At 38.8% G+C, this 18,487-nt stretch carries 18 protein-coding genes and 1 pseudogene; 5 read left to right on the top strand and 14 right to left on the bottom strand.

The features are described from left to right. Positions 1–325: 325 nt before the first annotated feature. Positions 326–1,213: a LysR family transcriptional regulator gene (locus FS818_RS07915; protein WP_145331152.1), complete on the bottom strand. Its 888-nt coding sequence runs from the start codon at positions 1,211–1,213 to the stop codon at positions 326–328. Between the two features lie 116 nt (positions 1,214–1,329). On the opposite strand from FS818_RS07915, the gene FS818_RS07910 reads away from it, so the two are divergent. Beyond that, positions 1,330–2,718 carry an MFS transporter gene (locus FS818_RS07910; RefSeq protein WP_145331150.1) on the top strand — a complete coding sequence of 463 codons (1,389 nt, stop codon included), beginning with the start codon at positions 1,330–1,332 and terminating at the stop codon, positions 2,716–2,718. A gap of 268 nt (positions 2,719–2,986) precedes the next feature. Here FS818_RS07910 and FS818_RS07905 read toward each other — a convergent pair whose 3' ends face one another. From FS818_RS07905 to FS818_RS07880, 6 genes are all read right to left on the bottom strand, one after another. After that, positions 2,987–3,613 carry a histidine phosphatase family protein gene (locus FS818_RS07905; RefSeq protein WP_222128657.1) on the bottom strand — a complete coding sequence of 209 codons (627 nt, stop codon included), beginning with the start codon at positions 3,611–3,613 and terminating at the stop codon, positions 2,987–2,989. A gap of 23 nt (positions 3,614–3,636) precedes the next feature. Then, on the bottom strand, positions 3,637–4,359 hold the full coding sequence (locus FS818_RS07900) for a DUF421 domain-containing protein (RefSeq protein WP_313960461.1): 723 nt from the start codon (positions 4,357–4,359) through the stop codon (positions 3,637–3,639). A gap of 730 nt (positions 4,360–5,089) precedes the next feature. Next, positions 5,090–5,893 carry a carbohydrate ABC transporter permease gene (locus tag FS818_RS07895; protein WP_111270949.1) on the bottom strand — a complete coding sequence of 268 codons (804 nt, stop codon included), beginning with the start codon at positions 5,891–5,893 and terminating at the stop codon, positions 5,090–5,092. 46 nt (positions 5,894–5,939) lie between these two features. Then, complete coding sequence (locus FS818_RS07890) at positions 5,940–6,836, bottom strand: carbohydrate ABC transporter permease (protein WP_145331146.1); 897 nt, start codon at positions 6,834–6,836, stop codon at positions 5,940–5,942. An 85-nt stretch (positions 6,837–6,921) separates the two neighbouring features. Continuing rightward, the gene (locus tag FS818_RS07885; protein ID WP_145331144.1) at positions 6,922–8,259 is read right to left on the bottom strand and encodes an ABC transporter substrate-binding protein; all 1,338 of its coding nucleotides are present in this window, start codon (positions 8,257–8,259) and stop codon (positions 6,922–6,924) included. A gap of 430 nt (positions 8,260–8,689) precedes the next feature. After that, entirely contained in the window at positions 8,690–9,655 is a 966-nt protein-coding gene (locus FS818_RS07880) for a quinone oxidoreductase family protein (protein WP_145331142.1), read from the bottom strand. A 251-nt stretch (positions 9,656–9,906) separates the two neighbouring features. Here FS818_RS07880 and FS818_RS07875 point away from each other — a divergent pair, with 251 nt between their 5' ends. Further along, positions 9,907–10,350 (top strand): Rrf2 family transcriptional regulator, encoded by a 444-nt coding sequence (locus FS818_RS07875; protein WP_313960473.1) that lies wholly within the window; start codon positions 9,907–9,909, stop codon positions 10,348–10,350. Between the two features lie 52 nt (positions 10,351–10,402). On the opposite strand, the gene FS818_RS07870 is transcribed toward FS818_RS07875, so the two are convergent. From FS818_RS07870 to FS818_RS29555, 3 genes and pseudogenes are all read right to left on the bottom strand, one after another. Then, entirely contained in the window at positions 10,403–10,765 is a 363-nt protein-coding gene (locus FS818_RS07870; RefSeq protein ID WP_145331138.1) for a VOC family protein, read from the bottom strand. A gap of 212 nt (positions 10,766–10,977) precedes the next feature. After that, positions 10,978–11,646, bottom strand: a complete 669-nt coding sequence (locus FS818_RS07865; RefSeq protein ID WP_145332803.1) for a Type 1 glutamine amidotransferase-like domain-containing protein — start codon at positions 11,644–11,646, stop codon at positions 10,978–10,980. A 64-nt stretch (positions 11,647–11,710) separates the two neighbouring features. After that, positions 11,711–11,854, bottom strand: a pseudogene (locus tag FS818_RS29555) (hypothetical protein); the annotation flags it as partial. A gap of 299 nt (positions 11,855–12,153) precedes the next feature. Between FS818_RS29555 and FS818_RS07855 the strand changes: the two are divergent. Further along, positions 12,154–12,783 carry a DUF6985 domain-containing protein gene (locus tag FS818_RS07855; protein WP_145331136.1) on the top strand — a complete coding sequence of 210 codons (630 nt, stop codon included), beginning with the start codon at positions 12,154–12,156 and terminating at the stop codon, positions 12,781–12,783. Positions 12,784–13,026: 243 nt separating this feature from the next. Here FS818_RS07855 and FS818_RS07850 read toward each other — a convergent pair whose 3' ends face one another. Together FS818_RS07850 and FS818_RS07845 are read right to left on the bottom strand one after the other, a co-directional pair. Beyond that, the gene (locus FS818_RS07850; protein ID WP_145331134.1) at positions 13,027–13,863 is read right to left on the bottom strand and encodes a class I SAM-dependent methyltransferase; all 837 of its coding nucleotides are present in this window, start codon (positions 13,861–13,863) and stop codon (positions 13,027–13,029) included. Positions 13,864–14,050: 187 nt separating this feature from the next. After that, a complete protein-coding gene (locus FS818_RS07845; protein ID WP_145331132.1) occupies positions 14,051–14,197 on the bottom strand; it encodes a paeninodin family lasso peptide in 147 nt (48 codons plus the stop codon). A gap of 404 nt (positions 14,198–14,601) precedes the next feature. Between FS818_RS07845 and FS818_RS07840 the strand changes: the two genes are divergently transcribed. Then, complete coding sequence (locus tag FS818_RS07840; protein WP_145331130.1) at positions 14,602–15,042, top strand: GNAT family N-acetyltransferase; 441 nt, start codon at positions 14,602–14,604, stop codon at positions 15,040–15,042. Beyond that, the gene (locus FS818_RS07835) at positions 15,039–15,698 is read left to right on the top strand and encodes a YczE/YyaS/YitT family protein (protein WP_260989806.1); all 660 of its coding nucleotides are present in this window, start codon (positions 15,039–15,041) and stop codon (positions 15,696–15,698) included. Before FS818_RS07840 ends, FS818_RS07835 begins: the two co-directional genes overlap by 4 nt. A 337-nt stretch (positions 15,699–16,035) precedes the next feature. Here FS818_RS07835 and FS818_RS07830 read toward each other — a convergent pair whose 3' ends face one another. Further along, entirely contained in the window at positions 16,036–16,683 is a 648-nt protein-coding gene (locus FS818_RS07830; protein WP_145331126.1) for a hypothetical protein, read from the bottom strand. 77 nt (positions 16,684–16,760) lie between these two features. Beyond that, positions 16,761–18,479, bottom strand: coding sequence for a ferredoxin (locus FS818_RS07825; RefSeq protein WP_090916361.1), 1,719 nt, complete (start codon positions 18,477–18,479; stop codon positions 16,761–16,763). Positions 18,480–18,487: the final 8 nt, after the last annotated feature.

Raw genomic sequence — 18,487 nt, 5'->3', positions numbered from 1 at the left:
TTCTAGTTATCTGACATATGAAAATAATCCTCACTGAACTGTGGGACTATTCTTCTTTATCAAAGCTCCTCCGTACGTGATCTTTGTTTTGTTTTTGTGATCAATCTTAAGATGTACATCTAATCGTTAATCGGACTATGTTCTTGTCCATTCCGGCAATCGGTATAAGTTCTTGTCCTTGGCTCGGTACACGAACTTGTACCTATAAAACAATAAAGTCGCTAAAATATCGACTTTAATGGGAACATGTTCTTGTCCCTCGACATTTTTTTTATTTTATTTGTTTTTTGTTCTCCGACAAATTTTTATATTAGTTTTCGGAGAATTAAATTGTTTGTTTGGATATCGTCCCGAAATATTCTACAACTACCTCACGGAATTCTAGAGCAGCCCGCGAAATGTACCGATTCCTGTGCCATAACAAAGCGATCTCCCTTACCAACTCATGATTCTCTACTTTGAGATATTTGATATGTTCCCTAGAATGCCTTGCAGTACTTGGTATAAAGGCTATGCCAATCCCTGCTTCCACTAGAGAACTTAGCCTTGCAGGTTCATCGCCTTCATACACATATGTAGGTATAAATCCAGCCGATTGGCATATCGAATCCACCAGGTCGCGAGTACCGTATCCTCTTTTTACACCAACAAAACATTCATCCCTTAGCTCAGTCAAAGATATGTTGTTTCGGTCAGCAAGCCGATGCTCTTTGGGAACAGCTACAAGAATCGGGTCGATGAACATGATTTGAGTTTCAATGTCTTCCCCTCGTATAGCTGGTGAGGACAAGCAAAAATCAACCTCTCCTCTATGAAGAAGCATAACCATTTCCTGCGTGGTGAGCATTTGCACATGAAATAAGATATCGGGTCTCTTGTTCCGAAACTCTCGAAGGATCTGAGGCAATGTACTTGCGGTGGTCACCGCCAATTCAAGTATGCCATGTTCTGGGCTGGATAGATCACGAATCTCCTGCCTCCCCTGTTCCAATTCAAACAACGCTCTTTCTGCACGGTAATAGAATCTCTTTCCAAACTCATTCAATCGCAGTTTCCTTCCTATTCGATCGAATAACGGGACTCCCAAATCTTCTTCCAAACGCCCAATCGTTTTGCTTAGTGATGATTGAGTGACATGCAGACTTCGTGCTGCTTCCGTCATATGCTCCACACGAGCTACTTCGAGAAAATATTTCAGTTGAAGAAGTTCCATTCTACACCCTCCACTCATTCCTTTGAGTCAATGAAATCATAACATAAAATGCATTGGAATAAATAAATGATTTCAAGTACGATGATGGCACTAACACACAGATCGGGGGGCTTAAAATGAGTTTTCGCAATAGGTGGTTGATGATCTCCGTTGGACTAGGCATTCTATTGAACCCATTAAATTCTTCAATGATTTCAGTTGCAATTCCAAGGCTTCAAAATGAGTTCCAACTCGATTTTACCGTGGTATCTTGGATTATTTTTTCTTTCTACATTGCGAGCGCTATCGCTCAACCTATCATGGGAAAAGCTAGCGATTTATTTGGTCGGAGGAGGATATTTCTTACGGGACTTGTTGTATCCTTCATTGCATCATTATTAGCTCCACTATCCCCAAATTTTGGGTGGCTCATCGCATTGCGCATTGTGCAATCCATCGGAACAAGCATGATGGTTGCGGTTGGAATGGCTATTGTGCGAATACATATTACGGAGAAACAAGCGACTGCACTGTCATTTTTGAGTATTTTCCTATCCGGAGCGGCAGCGATTGGCCCCTTTATTGGCGGGGTCATCATTCACTGGTGGGGCTGGCCTGCTATCTTTTTGGTTAATATTCCGATCGTAGTGACAAGCTTTTTATTAGCCTGGAGGCATATTCCTAAGGATATTCCGTCGACGACATCCGCTGCCCGCAACATGTCCTTTCGCAAATGGTCTGATTTGATTGATGCGCCAGGAGTTCTCCTATTCACCGTGGGTCTGGTTGCTCTGCTCGTCGGATTATTGTCCATAAAATCGTCTGGTCAAATTACATTCAGCAGCGTTATTGTGGGGCTGATTGGCTTCGTTGGACTGGGAGCTTTCGTGCGACATGAGTTAAAAGCGAAGGCGCCCTTTATTCCTTTACGCACATTCGTTAAATATCGTGCAATGACTTGGGTTAATGTCGAATTCTTGATCGTTAACTTGCTTTTTTACTCTCTCTTTTTTGGCCTTCCGTCCTACTTGCAAATCGTTCGTCGTGTCAGCGAGTTCAATACAGGAATGCTGATGCTAAGCTTAGGCTTGTGCTCGCTCGTTACTTCTCCAATGGCAGGACGATGGATCGATAAATCAGGTCCCGGGCCAGCTTTGCTTATGTCCGGAATGCTTATGACATGTGGGTCGTTGTGGATCGTAACATTGGATCAGAATTCACCAGTTATCAGTGTGTGTCTGGTTTTAGCTGCATTCGGTGTTAGTAACGGATTGAACAGTGTCGCTATGCAAGCGGCCTTATTCAAAAGTTCTCCAAAAGAAATGATAGGCGTAGCATCTGGAATATTTAATACCTCAAGATACCTGGGAACTATTCTCTCTTCTATACTGATTAGCACTGTAATGGGAGATAGCTTCAGCTTTGAAGGTTTTCGAGTACTTGGGATGATCCTCACATTAATTGCATTGTCATTGGTATTTATACATTGGCGGCGAAAGGAGACAGGGCAGTCTCATGGGTTCTAGTTATCTGACATATGAAAATAATCCTCACTGAACTGTGGGACTATTCTTCTTTATCAAAGCTCCTCCGTACGTGATCTTTGTTTTGTTTTTGTGATCAATCTTAAGATGTACATCTAATCGTTAATCGGACTATGTTGTTGTCCATTCCGGCAATCGGTACAAATTCTTGTCCTTGGCTCGGTACACGAACTTGTACCTATAAAACAAAAAAGTCGCTAAAACAGCGACTCTAATGGGAACATGTTCTTGTCCCTCGACATTAATATAGTTAAATTCCTGCTAGCCGCAAAACGTCTTCTAGTTTCAGTTTCCCAATAACCTTATACCCTCTTTGATCTCCCAGAGGTTGTATAATAACAGTCTCCATACTTGAAAGCTCTCCAAGCCCTAACCCTGGAGGAAAAGAATGAGCTACAATTACCCGGTTGAAATGACTTGGAGGTGTTTGTTCAACTTCTTTGTTGAAAACTTGCAGTGTACTGTTCATGGTTTCAGTGCTCGGATTCTGACTGAGTTTATATATATTCAGCCAGAAATCATTAGCTTTTACATTTTGTATACCAAAAGCAGTTTGAGCGGTTTCGATGGTTCTACATAAGGGGCTACTTTCCACGGGCATATAAACAGGAATATTTAGTTTTCGAATAGCACTCCCATACTTTTTAGCTTGTTCCTTTCCGAGAGCGTTTAAATTTCTTTGTGTAGTGCAATCAGTTAAACTAAGATCATGTTGATCTTCCCCTACAGTTGCATCTCCATGTCGGATATAAAGTATGTAACCACCATTTTGAAGATCATGTATTATAGAACTTTCAGAGAGCTCTGACGCCCCAGCAGTATTGGTACTTCCAACCAGCAGAAAAATACAAAGTAATACTCTGAACAAACGGTACACTGGTGCTCCACCTCATTTTCTTTTTATTCTATATCAACAGGATGTTTTAATTGATCTTTGTAATAATCAATGTATAATCTACCATCGCTTCCTTTTACTGCGTAGAAGACATCACTAACGTTTTTATTGTTTGATTCAAGTTGCATTAGTAACTCTTCATCGGAAATACCATTTAACTTCAAATTCATCACTAATACCTCTCCATCCATAATTAGCTCCACAGGCATACTTTCCCGTTTCTGTTCAGATTTTTTATGTACATCCTGAACTGTAGCTACTCTGTAACCGGCTTTTTTCATCACCGAAACTTGTCCATTTACTTCCAATAATGCATATTCTACTTCTTCGATATTAAATATATCTTTTTGTCTTAACATCTGGTTCAAGGAATCTAATGTTAGTTTATTCTTGGCGAGGTTATTCTCCATAATTTTCCCTCCTTCAATTAATACAGTTGGAGAACCTTCAGCCATTAAACGTAATTTTCTGCTTTTTAGATTCATTTTAGACAACAGATAGGAGGTGCAAGTAAAAACAATTAACGATATGATTAGATGCATGACTTCCATCTTCTCGTTAAAAGCTAAATTAGCTGCAATCGCTCCCATGATTACTGCAGTGACAAATTCATGAAAATTCATGTTTGACAAGGTTTGTTTACCCAGTATCCTTGCGATAACTAATAAAAGTAAAAAGGCAGAGATACTTCTAATTAGAATCATGAAATGATCTAGCAAGCTAAGCACTCCTTCAATCGTAAAAAGCTGTTGTTACAATGGTTCTCCAACAACATTTTTTGATACATTGTAATGATTTCCAACATTAAATTGTACTGTTGAGAGCCTTATTCCCACGTAGGCTTATTTGGTAGTATGGCCTGGATCGTATATCTCCCTTGATTGGTCTACATCTCTAGCTTCACGAAGAAAATGGATTGGACTAAAATCACATCCACTTAATCCAAACATATTTGCTCTTCATCTACGATCAGTGAGTTCTTCCCAGTTGCTCCTTTTCACCGACTTCACCTTGAACCACAACATCCTCTTGTCCATTCCTGCAATCGGTACAAGTTTGTCCTTGGACATTTATCAACGTGTGACTGAACCTCGCCCTCTTCTTTCCATAGTTCATTGAGCTCTTTTATGTATATAAAGTATTTAATATTAGCGATAGCGTAAGTATTCCGTGAACAACATTTTATTAATTACGGTATCTTATTCCTCTTTAAGCAAGGTTAGTCCCGTTCTTCGACTTATTTGTTAAGCTATCCCGCCCTCATGATACGGTTCGGAGTATTATCTTTAGAGCGACATCGAAGGCACACTGTACCCAATTAGGGTGCCTTCGATGTTCTTCTTGGAGCGGATTGACATTTTCATTCTCTAGCATGTCCGATGGTTGAACAACCCTTCATTCGTTTCTGTCTTGTGATGTTCGTTGTTGGATTCCCATCGTATTACCTGTTAATATATACTATCCTTTGACAGCGCCTGCAGTCATACCGTCTATGAAATATTTCTGAAAAGCAATGAACAGTATGAAAATGGGAACGATGGAGAAAAAGGAGCCTACGATCAATAGGTCATAGTTATTGCCATAAGGGGTTAACAACGTTTTCAAACCGATTGGAAGTGTATATTTACTCTGATCTCCGAGCACCATGAATGGCCACAATAGATTATTCCAGCTATTCATACCATTCAAAATGGCCATTGCAGCAAAGGATGGCTTCATAATCGGCATAATTAGTCTGAAATAAATCGCATACTCGTTTGCTCCATCAACCCGCCCAGATTGAATTATCTCTTTGGGTATGCTTCGTAGATATTGCCTGAAGAAAAATATGGTTGCGGCATTGGCTATACCGGGCAGAATGATTGCCGAATAGCTATTCACCATTCCCAAATCATTAATTAGACTGTACAAAGGAACCAGCAGTATTTCGAAAGGCACCATCATAATGAGCAAAACACATATAAAGAGGAAGTTCTTACCTTTAAAATGATAAGCTGCAAAACCATATGCAACAAATGCGCTTACAAAAAGTGTTAAAACCACTTGAACGATGGTTAAAATCATACTATTCCAAAACCAAACAAAATAATCATGTTCTCCAGTAAAAAGATAGATGAAATTATCAAAACTCATGATTTCAAAATCCAAACTTAGGTTAAGACCATATCTAATTAATGATTCACCTGGCTTAAAGGAAGATAGGGCCACTGCATAGAATGGAATCATAATGATAACGAATAGTATAACGAAGAAACAAATCATTACTATTCTAGAGATGAAATCACTTCTCGTCTGACTTTTGCCCACTCTAATCCTCCTCCTTCTTGAACATTCCACTAAATTTCAACTGCGTTAAATTGATAACCATAGCAATGACCAACAGAATGATACCAACTGCAGCTGCGTAACCCAGCTTATTCTGCTCAATCCCTTGTCTATACAAGTATCCAACAATGGTTAAACCAATATTCTGGGGTGATTTGTTACCGTTGAACATCATCAGACTCTCGGTAAACATGGCTAAACCTGCATAAACACTAATTGTGGTAACATATACCGTGGTCGGCTTCAATAATGGCATTGTGATCATTCTAAACTTCTGCCAAGCAGATGCACCGTCAATTGAAGCAGCCTCATAGTATTCATTGTCAATGCTTTTCAAACCCGATAGATAGTAAAGCATATTAACGCCCGTCCATCTCCAACATGCGAGGATTAACAGTGCTGCCATACTCCAACTTCCGTCTTTCAAAAATTTAATAGGCTCTACACCAAATAGACCCAGGAAACTGTTCATTAATGAACCTTCCATTTCACCGAATGTCAGGCGGAAAATGGTCCCCGCAACTGCGACAGATGTCAATGCAGGGAGAAAGAACGAAGATTTAAAAAACTCTCTTCCCCTCATTAACTTACTGTTGATCATAACGGCGAATAACATGGGAAAGGGAATTAACAGCACTAAGGTTCCTAACATGTACACAACGCTATTTTTAATAGAGATCAAAAACACTTTATCTGTAAGCAATTTCGAATAATTCGCTTCACCAATCCATTTAGGATCCTGTCCCAACATCCTATCTTGAAAGCTCATTACGAATGAATTTATAAGCGGGAAAAACCAGAACATTAAAAATATAAGTATAAATGGTAATACAAAAACATAAGGTGCAACTTTCTGAGAGTATACAAATCTCTTTATCATATTCTCAATCTCCCTTGACTATGGTTAAACCTGCCGACCACTATACCTAAGCGACAGGTTTAATCAAACTATTCACTTATTATATTTATTTCAATTCTTGTTCAATGGCTGCTTGTGCTTCATCCAACGCTTCCTTCACGTCTTGGCCATCTTCAAAGATCGCGTTCAAAGTAATCGTATTGAATATGTTGCCGATGGTTGGTGAAGCTTTAACGGACTTGATCGCTTGAATTTCGTCCTTGATTTCATTCAAAGTATCAAATGCATTTGTTTTAAAGTATTGGACGTATTCATTTTCAGGGTTTTTCGTAACTGCATCATCTTTCCATACTTCCATGTTGATTGGGTCAAATCCAAGTGTATTCCAGATTTCAGTCGTAGCTTCTTTCGAAAGCTTAGCAAAGGCTACAAATTCTTTTGCCAACTGAACGTCTGTACCATTCTTAGTAACAACCGTGCCAGTACCGCCTAAGCCAACGGAACGAGGGTTACCTTCTTCGAATACAGGCAATGGAGCTATTGCATACTTCCCTTTAAGGTCTTTCATTTCGTTTACAAAGCGGGACATGTACCACTCAGGCATTAATGCACTTGCGTAGTTGCCTTTGTTATATTCGCCTTTTGCTTCTTCTGTGTCGGGTTGTCCGCCAGGGATCGTATGAATAACATTGTTCTTCTGCAGATCGACTAACATTTCAAACGCTTTAATCATTTCAGGCGAATTCACTTTTGGATTACCATTTTCATCTGTAAAATCAGCATTTTGCTGAGCTAGTAGCAGCGATGCTTGGAACGAAGCTGACGTATCAGCAGTACCTAAGTACTTGCCAGTCTTTTCGTAAACCTGGATACCTGCTTGTTTGTAATCTTCCCACGTTTTGATGGTCTTGTAGTCAACCCCTGCTTGTTCGAGAATTTCAGTGTTGTAGAAAGCAAGCGTAGCGCCTACGTGATAATCAAAGCCATAAACCTGATCGGCTTTGGAGTAAATCTCGACACGTGAAGGAACAACAGTGTCTTTGTACGGTGTAAATACATCATTCAAAGATTCCAGGGGAACGTTGTCACCTTCCAAAAATTTAGGGAATTTACCTAGCTCGATATCCGCGATATCAGGAGCACCTTTTCCGCTTGTAACTGCCAGTAAGAGCTTGTTATGCATATCATCGTAAGGCATAACCGTTACATTTAACTTAATCTGTTTGTCTGGGTTCTGCTCGTTCCATAACCCCAGCATTTTATCCAAATGCTTGCCGTGCAAATCTACGAATGTCCAAAATGATAATTCTGTTGCATTCTCACCGGCATTAGCCCCTAATTGCTTTGTTTCCGTTTTTGAACCAGAAGAATTACCACATGCAGTAAAAACAAGTGACATAATAAGGAGTGTAACGATGGAGATTAAAGCACTGCGTTTTTTCATTTGTTCGTCATCCTCTCTTTTTTGTTATGCATTTGAAAAGTCGGCTGACTAGTTAGTTCTGTTAATTTAAGCAGTTACAATCCATCTTGGGACCACCATCCTTAACATAATTCTAACCTTTCAAACAATTCTAAAAGTCCGTGTTGTAAGCGCTTAACGTGCCGTATTATAATATATAGGAACTAGGCTTTATATGACCAATTGATTATAAAATCATAAAGTTTATGGGGAGATTGAACGTTATCATAAACAAAAAAAGGCACCTCTGTGGAGAGGTACCTTTAGCTATATTATCCGCAAGACATGTTTCTGGCTGAGCAACGGATAAACATGGAATAATGCTATAGAATTCAAACACCATAAATAGATTTAGTTGTCATTGTATACAGCAAGAATAGCTAGCTTGAGTTTTGGTTAGATTCATAAGATTTTATGGTCTTAATAAGATTTTCCCCGTGCTTTTGCGGCTTTCCAGAAATTCATGCGCTTTTCTTCCATCTCGTAGTGCAAATACCGTAGGCTCGGATACCGTTATTTTCCCCTCTTCGATCCAGCGGAACAACTCGGCTGAACGGGTTGCCCGTTCCTCGCGGGAAGTAAGGAAATTCCAAAGATCGCCACCAGTCAACGTTTTTGACGTATCCATCAACATCCGTGGATCAACTGGAGCAGGGTCTCCCCCTGCCATTCCATAAAATACAACCGTCCCCCCAATACGAGTGACTGCAAAACTATCTTCGAGCGTGGATCCTACTGAGTCATAGACAACATCCACACCTTTTCCGTTTGTCTCCTCCATGACTTTTCTTTTCCAATCATCCGAGTACAAAAAAACCGGATTCCCTCCAGAGTTTTTAACTGCCAGTGCCTTCTCCATCGAGGAGGTTAAACCAATGACCCTCCCACCGAAGAGCTTTGCTATTTGAACAAGCAACTGTCCAACGCCCCCTGCTGCGGCATGAACTAGAATTACATCATTCTCCTTAACCGCATAACTATCTTTTGTTAAATAGTGGGCAGTCAACCCTTGCAGTAAAACAGAAGCCGCTTTGTCAAATGAAACGGTCTCTGGAATAGGAATTGCCTTTTCTATAGGAACAGCTACTTTTTCTGCGTTAGCATGGGGGACATCTGCAAATGCAACAGGGTCGCCAACGCTGATTCCCTGGACATTAGCTCCCGTTTTTTCAACGACTCCTGCCCCTTCATAACCTAAAATAAACGGGGAGTTCCCGGTAAGATGATAGTTCCCTTTCCTTCTATAGATATCTGCAAAATTCAATCCGATGGCTTTCATACTTACTAATATTTCGTCAGGCCCGATAACTGGATCCGAAATTTCAAGATATTCTAGTACTTCCGGTCCTCCGAATTTATGAAATACAAGTGCCTTCAAATGAGTGGCCTCCTCTTATATATTTTTCAAGAGCTCTGAAAGAACGGGCTTCTTTTATTTACTCCAAAATAAGGTTGATCGTTTCCCCTGCTGAAATTACAATATAGCCTTTTTCTAGATGCTGGATTGCTCTTAGACAGATTTTACCACTGACATAATTTCATCCGCAATATGATGCAACCTTTCTGGCTCAAAACCATACCGTCGATTGACCTGTTCTTTAAATGAAACTATACTATTTAGCAAAGAAGGTGAGCAGATTGAAACAAATAAGTAGTCGCTTTTCAATGGCAGTCCATATTCTTTCCATGATCTCGCTGGATCCCCTATATAGTACAGGCGATCGAATTGCCCGTAGCATCAATAGCAACCCTGTAGTCATTAGAAGGATTATGGCCCAGCTCAAAAAAGCAGGTTATATTGAAACAAAACCAGGAGTTGCGGGAGCCTCTCTTCTGATATCTCCTGAAAGATTAACCCTACTGGATATCTTCCAAGCAGTCGAATCTGTGGATGGAAGTCAGCTTTTCAAAATTCACAAGGATACTGACCCCAATTGTACGGTAGGAACGAACATTGAATCCATTCTATTGCCCCAACTCTCTAATGCACAGAAGGCTATGGAGCATGAACTAGCTTCTGTTACTCTAGCTCAGATTGTAGAACAACTACGTATGAAGGCCAATGTAAAATAAGCTACTCCTCTATCGGAGTAGCTTATTTTACATTTTTTGATTTTGCACCAATTCAGACAGAAGCCTGGGCAGGCTCAACATATTCAATAAAACTACCATCCGGATGTTGAACAAAAACGCTTGGACCAATAGGACCATGCTGATCTCTTACGATAAGGGTATTTTGTTTTTTTAATTCTGCCTTTAATTCGTTCATGGAATCAACATACACCACTGCACGGAGCGATCTAGCAGGCTCCAAGGCCTCTGGACTTCCAGATACAATGACGTAAGGATATACAGTGGCTAAAGATAAGCCAGCCTCGGGAATATTCCACGTGCGATCCATAGATCGGTTAGCAAGAGATTCATAATATGTAACAGTTAGTTCCAGGTGATCGGTAAAAACAGGTATAAAATGATTGATGATTTTCATGTTAACCTCCAATTTTCATTCTTTAAATATAACCATAATGGTTATAACTAAATTAGTTATATATAAATGTTTTGATCTTGTCAAGCTTTCAAAAAGGGTCGACCTCAACTCAAATGCCCGTTAGCAGAAGAAAAGCAGCCGATCACGTAGATCGGCTGCTTTTCTTGGTCATATTGGATTATTGTATCCCGTTTCTTCACCAGTGAGGAATCTTAGAGCGCAAAATACCTCCAATTCCCTTCGGAAACCACTTCTACTACTCCATCGATCACCTTGATGGCGGTCTGATCATCGATTGCATATGCCGGCCCTTGAATCTCTGCGACCCAGCTCTCAGCTGCAGCCATCGTGTTATGTGGCAGCATGACATGATCAAGGTGCGGAAAAATTGCAAAATCAACCAGTCCCAACGTTTCATCGCCACCGGTAGGTGAAGTCCACCCCACAAAGTATTCCCCGATCTTAGGTGCCATCACCATACTGCCGGCGCTCATTCCCACATAAACGGCCTTCAGTGAAGGCAAGAGTTCTGCCAGTCCGGATTGTCGCATCCAATGGTATAGGAAGAGAGCATCGCCACCCGATACCAGCAAGACGTCTGTTTCCCGGACCAGGGGCTCCCAGTGTTCTCTGCTGATGCTTGGCAGTGCGGTGAGCTCCAGCACGCCTACAGACTTCCAGCCCAGGTCAACCATGGGATTCTCGGATTTCCCGCTGATAAACTCCCAGGTTTTGACGCCAGGGCCAACCCAGGGATGTCCGTACATTGCCGTGGGAATGCACAGGGCATTGGAGTCAGCAATCGGCTTGTCCAGCATGCCAACTAACGCATTGTGTATACTTTGATTATTAACGCCTGCAGATGTCAGTAATAATTTCATACCCTCACTCCTAGTCAATTGACCTTTATAAAATCCCCTTATTATCTAATGTTCGATAACATGGTTATCCTGTCCTGCCTGTTACGACACAAGTGTTTACAAAAAAAGGTGAGCCATCCAACTGTTCATGTAGAATAAGAGCTGAAAGTAACAAGCCCCAAAATGGCTGTAGGAGTTGTAACTGTCCAATTCCTCTTTGTGCAAGGCCTATCAAAATCAGTACAAGTTCTTGTTCCCGACAAGTGCTATGTCTTCTTCCCTACACTTTCGTTGTTATTCTATTATGCCTAATAATTTTCTGTTATATTAATTAGTGATGGAGAGAACATATCACTTTTAAACAAAGGTTTGCTTTGCTAAGCACGGTACATTTCTACTTTTTAGTGTTATATGTCGCATATCAAGTATTTTATCTCCAAGCATATCAACCTTTTAACACATTTATTTCACGTTGCATTTTTAATTTGAATAGCTGCCATTCAATAAAGATTAATTATGAGGTGAACAATGAACAGAGCAGTAGATCAATTGCGATACATCGAAAAATATCAAAGTTGGGATGGGTCATTGGAGGTTAAAGCTTCGGTAGATTTATTTAATACGGAAATTTATTTGCTTACTACGTTTATCGATACTACTCATGCACTAACCACGGAAGATTTAAATACAATTCATTATGTTAAAAAGCATTTTCACGAGATATATACGATCTTCTTAGAAAGTTTGTTGGAATGGCAATCATACGGGATTGCCTATGAGATATATGATGAACAAGATCACTCGTTTGAAACGATTTATCCTAAAGAGATAGAGGATATCCATTCATATGTAGGTTTTCCTATACTTCAGATTCTACATGACCATGCTAAAGATGGGCATTCATACTATTCCCTTAATTTTAACAAAAACTGCAGAATTTCTATTGAACATGGCTTTACAGCCCTATTCCATAAAAAAGAACTCATCGATCTCTCCCCTTCTGATATTGATTCTGTAATTAGCGGACTTCAATATATTGAACACGATTGTTCACAGTGGGAAAAAGGTTTTTGGAGGTTAAAACCAAAACTTGAGAATAGTCACTACAATGAGCCTGAAGTGATTAGAAACAGATGGATCAGCGGCCTTTTTGATTAACGAGCAATATTAATTTATCGATTTGTGCTGTTGAAGTTTTTTCATGCCCAATACCATAGTTTGCTTCGTTACACTAGTTGTTATATTTCAAAATCATTATTAAGTGGTAGAGCGTTATCAGAAACAAAAAAAGGCACCTCTGTGGAGAGGTGCCTTTAGCTATATTATCCGCAAGACATGTTTCTTGCTGAGCAAAGGATAAACATGGAATAATGCTACAGATCTCAAACACCATAAATAAATTTAGTTGTCATTGTATACAGCCTCTCTTTTTCGCAGGACCACTACGATATCTGTCTGAGGAACAAATAAATTATAATTCGTTACATGCACTTGTCTCGTTTCGGTTACGGATTCAATCTTTAATTCAGGAGGAAGACAGCGCTCGATGTGAGTAATTAATGTTTCTTTGGTAAATCTCCAAATTACACCATCAATCGAAGAGTTCGCCATATAACCGCCGTCCGTTACAGAACCTGCAAGAGACTTGAGAATAACCGGGTCCGCGATAATGATAGATCCACCGTCACGTAACAGTCTGCAGCTCTCTACGAAGGCTTTTTTGTGATAACGAATGTGATGAAAGCTTCGTGCAAACAAAATCATATCGCAGCTATGATCAGGTAAAGGAGTCGGCTTATCAATGAAAGCATGAATATAAGAATCAAACCTTCCCCACTTCTTTCCAAGTTTTAGCGCATTTAAATTCGGATCCATGTTGAGGAAACGAACATCCTTCTGCTTGCGAAGATACTTGTTCAATAAACCTGTACCGCAGCCTACCTGAAGAACATCGCCCTTTAAAGGGGGTAAAACCTTGTAGACATTACGAGGAATAGGAAAATTTTGAACGTACATGGCCAATTCGTAAAAAATCGGATAACGCTCCTGCAATCGAACCAATTTACTGGTGTAGAAAGGTTTCCGCTTTTTATGACGTTTAAAATCCCATTTGTTCAAATAGTAGACAGGGGTTAACAGCAAGAACAGAATAATAAAGACACTTTGGACGCTATAAATTCCAAGTTTACTAAAACGATCATTGGAATGCTGAGGCATCACTTGTTTAGATGTATTCAAAATGACCCACTCTCCTCTCACAACGCTATAAATGGCGTAGAACCTGTTCCAACCCAACAAATAATCCAAAGAAGAGCCGTTTACGATGATGCATCAACATGATTTTGTTGATATCGCTTATGTATATCAATTAAGTGGAAAATCGAAAAAGCCGCCCACAGGCGACCTTTTGAGCAAGAAACGATTTTCAACTTGAGGACGCTGGATTATATAGGTCTGCATCATGTTCGGAGATCCAATCAATTTGCTTGTATCCACGACCAGCCATCGTTTGCTGCCGCACATCCAGAACCTCTAATTTCGGTGCCTGCCAAGGCGCTTTTTTCGTTTCCATCGGTCGTCTCCTCCTTTCTACAAAAAACTGGAACCAAGATGTGAGCACCCTTACATTACTTGCGCAATACAAGTTTTTATAGATACAATATGTATCTCTATGAAAATTATAAGACACAATATGTATCGAAGCAAATAAATATTTCATCTCTTTTCAACGGGTTAAGTATTTTACAATAGCACTAGCTGACGCAAGTTAACGCCTCATTAAGCAAACTGCATTTCCGGCCGACTCCCACTTGATCAAACATTCCTTTTTCTTTGATTGCTTATGGATTAATCGTAGTCCTTTTAACTCGTTTTTTTTGTTGTATTTACAACAAAATTATTATCATCTATAATTATTAAAAAGAACGTTTAATTTGTTTTTAATTACAAAATGAATTTCTGAAAGGATTATAAGAAATGAAATCAAAAAAAATAGACTCCATTGAGGGGCTCAACATCGCTTTTCAAATAAGAGAAGAAGTGTTTGTAAAAGAACAAAATGTACCCCTTGAAGATGAGTTTGATGATCATGATAATTTAGATGGACAATGTGAGCACATCCTGGTTTATTTTAATGAACTACCCGCCGGAACAGGCAGAATTATTCTTCGAGATGGCGTAGGTAAACTCGATCGAATATGTATCTTGAAACCTTATCGCCAATATGGTCTGGGTAAATTAATCGTTACATCACTTGAAGAAATTGCAGAAAATAAAGGAATTTCCAAAGTTAAATTACACGGACAGACACATGCAGAGGGATTTTATCACAAGCTAGGATACCAGACGACCTCCGATGTATTTATGGAAGATGGAATACCGCATTATCTAATGGTGAAAGATTTATTATCGAAATGATGCCGTTATCACGTGTAAATCAATATTTAATTTATGCAATAGGTATCTTAATTTTAACTCTTGGCATTACATTGACCATACAATCAAAGCTTGGAAGCTCTCCATTCGATGCTCTTCTGGTCGGATTGTCCCTAAACGTAGGTTTAACTGTTGGCAGCTGGGAGATTATCATTGCCCTAGTTATGATATTTTTTAATTCGTTGCTACAAAAACAAAAACCTGAATATTTGGGTTTAGTAACTGCACTTATAACAGGCATTTGTATTGATTTCTGGCTGTTATTGTTACGGACTTGGGTGGCACCTGATCTAATGTTTTTGAAATTTTTGTGTTTCGGCTCTGGTTTGGTTGTTGCAGGAATAGGAACGGCCATGTATCTACAGACCAATTTTGCACCGATTCCGATCGATCGATTAACACTCTTACTACAAAAAATAACTCGAACGAATATATTTTTTGCGAGAACTCTGATTAATGTTGTAATCCTGTTCATGGCATTCATTTTTAATGGACCCATAGGTATAGGAACTGCACTGGCTGTCTGCTTCAGTGGGGCCATTTTAAATGTTTTTATGCCATGTATTGGAGAAATGATAGAAAAATGGAGTTTAACAGAATCAGGAAGTAATAAGGTCGATGGAAACCATTCCGTTTAGAATATATCGCGTATATAAAGACTTTTAGTATTTATGAATTGTCGCTAATCAGGAATTGAAACAGGTTCGTGTCCCTCAGCGGCTAGTTTTATTACTAAATTTCAATTTTGTAATGCTTAGCAGCCTTTGTTTACCTTCAAAAACACAGTTTGTTAATCTATAATGCGTATTTCTCCCAAAAAATCCTTACCTAAATACGCTTTTTGTCCTTGGCGTAGGATAAGAACTTGTAACGACGAAATAAAAAAGCCGCTTATAATAGCGACTTCAATAGGAAGATGTTCTTGTTCATCGTTTATAACTTTTATAATACACGTACATTATACATGTTACTTAATTAATTATTTCCTACTTCAAGTAACCACCAGGCAATTGCACTTTTTATAAATTCGCTTTCTTGACTTAGTCTCTCATTGTGAATAAAGTCGTTTACCTTTTCACGGATTTGATACTGTACACGTTCAAAAGCGACTTTATCACTTTTAATACGAAGTAGTTTTGCTGTTTTATCCAATTTATTTCTATCAGCTATAGTAGTAAACAGCTGCGGAAAAATCATAATCTCTAAACGATGTACGTAGAAAAGTGGTCTACCATTTTCAAACGGGATTCTATTTAGTTGCTCAATTAATTTAACATTTGCAATTTTACTAATAAGACGGTAGTCAAGCGGTTCTTGCAAGCGAAGTAAAATTAAACTTTGAATCTTATTCTGCACATCTTGATCTTTAAGAAATATATTATTGAATTCTGAACGGAAAATTTTAGCTGTGCCCTCTTTTGAAATATCATTGGCTCTTGTGGCTGTCCAATACTTATCGAATATGGAGATTGTATCATTAATATTCCAGTTAAGAACTTCTTGGCTTAACTCATCCAATAACTGCACAGCAGAGCGCTCAATATATTGGTTTTCAGGTTGAGATAATTCAATCTTCAGTTTTTCATAAGCTTTACGTAAAAGCAATTCATTATCTTTCTCCATACTTCCCCTCCCACATCAAACTATGTACATTAAAAAATTCAAGTTATCTACTTTGTAGATCATCACTAAAGAAATTATCATTTTTTTAATGTAGGTATAATTTTTTGTTTCACTTCTTGTTGCAAAGATTCGTAGACCTTGAATACCAAGGTTCTCATATAACCACTCTCAAATACATAATCACAACAAGCTTCAATAGCTCTATAAAAACCACTTAGAAATTCTCCACTGAAGTAATGATAGCAGAAGACAGGAACTTCTTTCTCTCCAAATAAGCCTTGCTTCCATGTAATAGATTCTATTACATCATAGCTTAGATCACTATAAGAGAAGTAGTTTTCCTTATCTATCCCTCTGCCCCAGCCTATTACATTTTCATCTATGAATTCGCGAATACCCCCATTTATGTGAGAAGTTACTTGATTATAATCTGACAGATCTACAAGTATGATATACGCTCCGCAATCAAGCTCCAATGTGAAATTAGGATAAGCCATACCATGTTTATCATAAATCGCTTGTAGCTTCTTCTTAAATGTATTGACCGTACTTTCCAGTTGAGTCTGATACTTATTTGCTAAGTCAAAACTAATTCTATCTGCATTTCCAATTTCTAAATAATTTGAGCATTCTTTATACAGCCGCCAAACACGATTTTGTGCTGCCTCACTCGCTTTACTGTGAGATGAAAAACGAAAAGAGCTGTCATAATCTGTATCAATTGAGCGAAAGACAGATTCCTTTTTTAATGGGATTGACTTAGTTTCATTCACGAGAGATTTAATTTGTTGAATAATTGCATCTTGATTGACATTTGGTGAACTTTCTAAATTAATGTGTTTTTTCAGTTCGGATTTTAAAAGGCTTAACTTTTTATTTAATGTCTCCTGGAATACTTCTGAATATTTCTTATACAATGTTTCAATTTTCGGATCTAACTCTTTATACATTTGCATAGAGAGCCCAAATACAATGTATTCACGGAATGTCTTTTCGGCCTCGACTAGTGAATATTTGTAGCCATCTCCGTAATCTTCAACGTTGATGTAAGTTTTGAAAAATTCAGCCTCTTTCATTCCGGTATTCCAATCGTATCGCTCCAAATGCCTCAACCGATAACAATAAGATTCTCCTTCAAAGCCAAAATCAGGACCAACGTCAAACTCACTAAAATCGGCAGGGAGATTTAGCTGATTGTTAGAGATCGCTTGCCCTAATACAACTACTTCTCCTAGCGTTTTAGCTATTTCTCGATTGATATCATAAAAGTAATTTCCTTCAGTTTTATTATAATAGGAAAACTTCTTGAGTTGTTTAGTCTTGTAATTAATACAAACTGCCTGAATAAGTGCTTTTTGCTGGGAGTACATCGTATCTTTAAAGGCATTAAAGCCTTCTCTATCTGCCTTATCGTATGAGTTATACACTTTGGCAGACATGTCTTTAGTTAATAGTGGAGGAGCTTCATAGTTGTTCTCAACAAAATCATAATCTGATTGGGAGGGATAAGGAATTGAAAAGTTATCCAGTTTTTCGGAGATCAAAGCTTTGAGCTTTACAAGTGCCTCAGACCCACTATGTCCTGTGATATATTCATCTTCTACAGATATGGCCTGAACGGGACAGCTTACCTCTACTTCTTTAAAATCAAGATACTGCACTTCGGTAATTAATCCTGGATCAACAGGTATGGCAAAACCCTCAGGGGTTTCTGTTAGAAATTCAGAATTTACAACACATGATCCACAAGCTACACATTTATCTGATACGGCAATTCTTTTCATTAACTGTTGCATTCAATTTT

The organism is Paenibacillus xylanexedens (assembly GCF_007680605.1).
Taxonomy (GTDB): domain Bacteria; phylum Bacillota; class Bacilli; order Paenibacillales; family Paenibacillaceae; genus Paenibacillus; species Paenibacillus xylanexedens_B.
This window is presented reverse-complemented; position numbering and strand designations above follow the sequence as displayed.

Coding starts and splice junctions, on each gene's coding strand:
- FS818_RS07915 (WP_145331152.1), bottom strand. CDS start 1,213: ATGGAACTTCTTCAACTGAAATATTTTCTCGAAGTAGCTCGTGTGGAG.
- FS818_RS07910 (WP_145331150.1), top strand. CDS start 1,330: ATGAGTTTTCGCAATAGGTGGTTGATGATCTCCGTTGGACTAGGCATT.
- FS818_RS07895 (WP_111270949.1), bottom strand. CDS start 5,893: ATGATTTGTTTCTTCGTTATACTATTCGTTATCATTATGATTCCATTC.
- FS818_RS07890 (WP_145331146.1), bottom strand. CDS start 6,836: ATGATAAAGAGATTTGTATACTCTCAGAAAGTTGCACCTTATGTTTTT.
- FS818_RS07885 (WP_145331144.1), bottom strand. CDS start 8,259: ATGAAAAAACGCAGTGCTTTAATCTCCATCGTTACACTCCTTATTATG.
- FS818_RS07870 (WP_145331138.1), bottom strand. CDS start 10,765: ATGAAAATCATCAATCATTTTATACCTGTTTTTACCGATCACCTGGAA.
- FS818_RS07865 (WP_145332803.1), bottom strand. CDS start 11,646: ATGAAATTATTACTGACATCTGCAGGCGTTAATAATCAAAGTATACAC.
- FS818_RS07855 (WP_145331136.1), top strand. CDS start 12,154: ATGAACAGAGCAGTAGATCAATTGCGATACATCGAAAAATATCAAAGT.
- FS818_RS07845 (WP_145331132.1), bottom strand. CDS start 14,197: ATGGAAACGAAAAAAGCGCCTTGGCAGGCACCGAAATTAGAGGTTCTG.
- FS818_RS07840 (WP_145331130.1), top strand. CDS start 14,602: ATGAAATCAAAAAAAATAGACTCCATTGAGGGGCTCAACATCGCTTTT.
- FS818_RS07835 (WP_260989806.1), top strand. CDS start 15,039: ATGATGCCGTTATCACGTGTAAATCAATATTTAATTTATGCAATAGGT.
- FS818_RS07830 (WP_145331126.1), bottom strand. CDS start 16,683: ATGGAGAAAGATAATGAATTGCTTTTACGTAAAGCTTATGAAAAACTG.
- FS818_RS07825 (WP_090916361.1), bottom strand. CDS start 18,479: ATGCAACAGTTAATGAAAAGAATTGCCGTATCAGATAAATGTGTAGCT.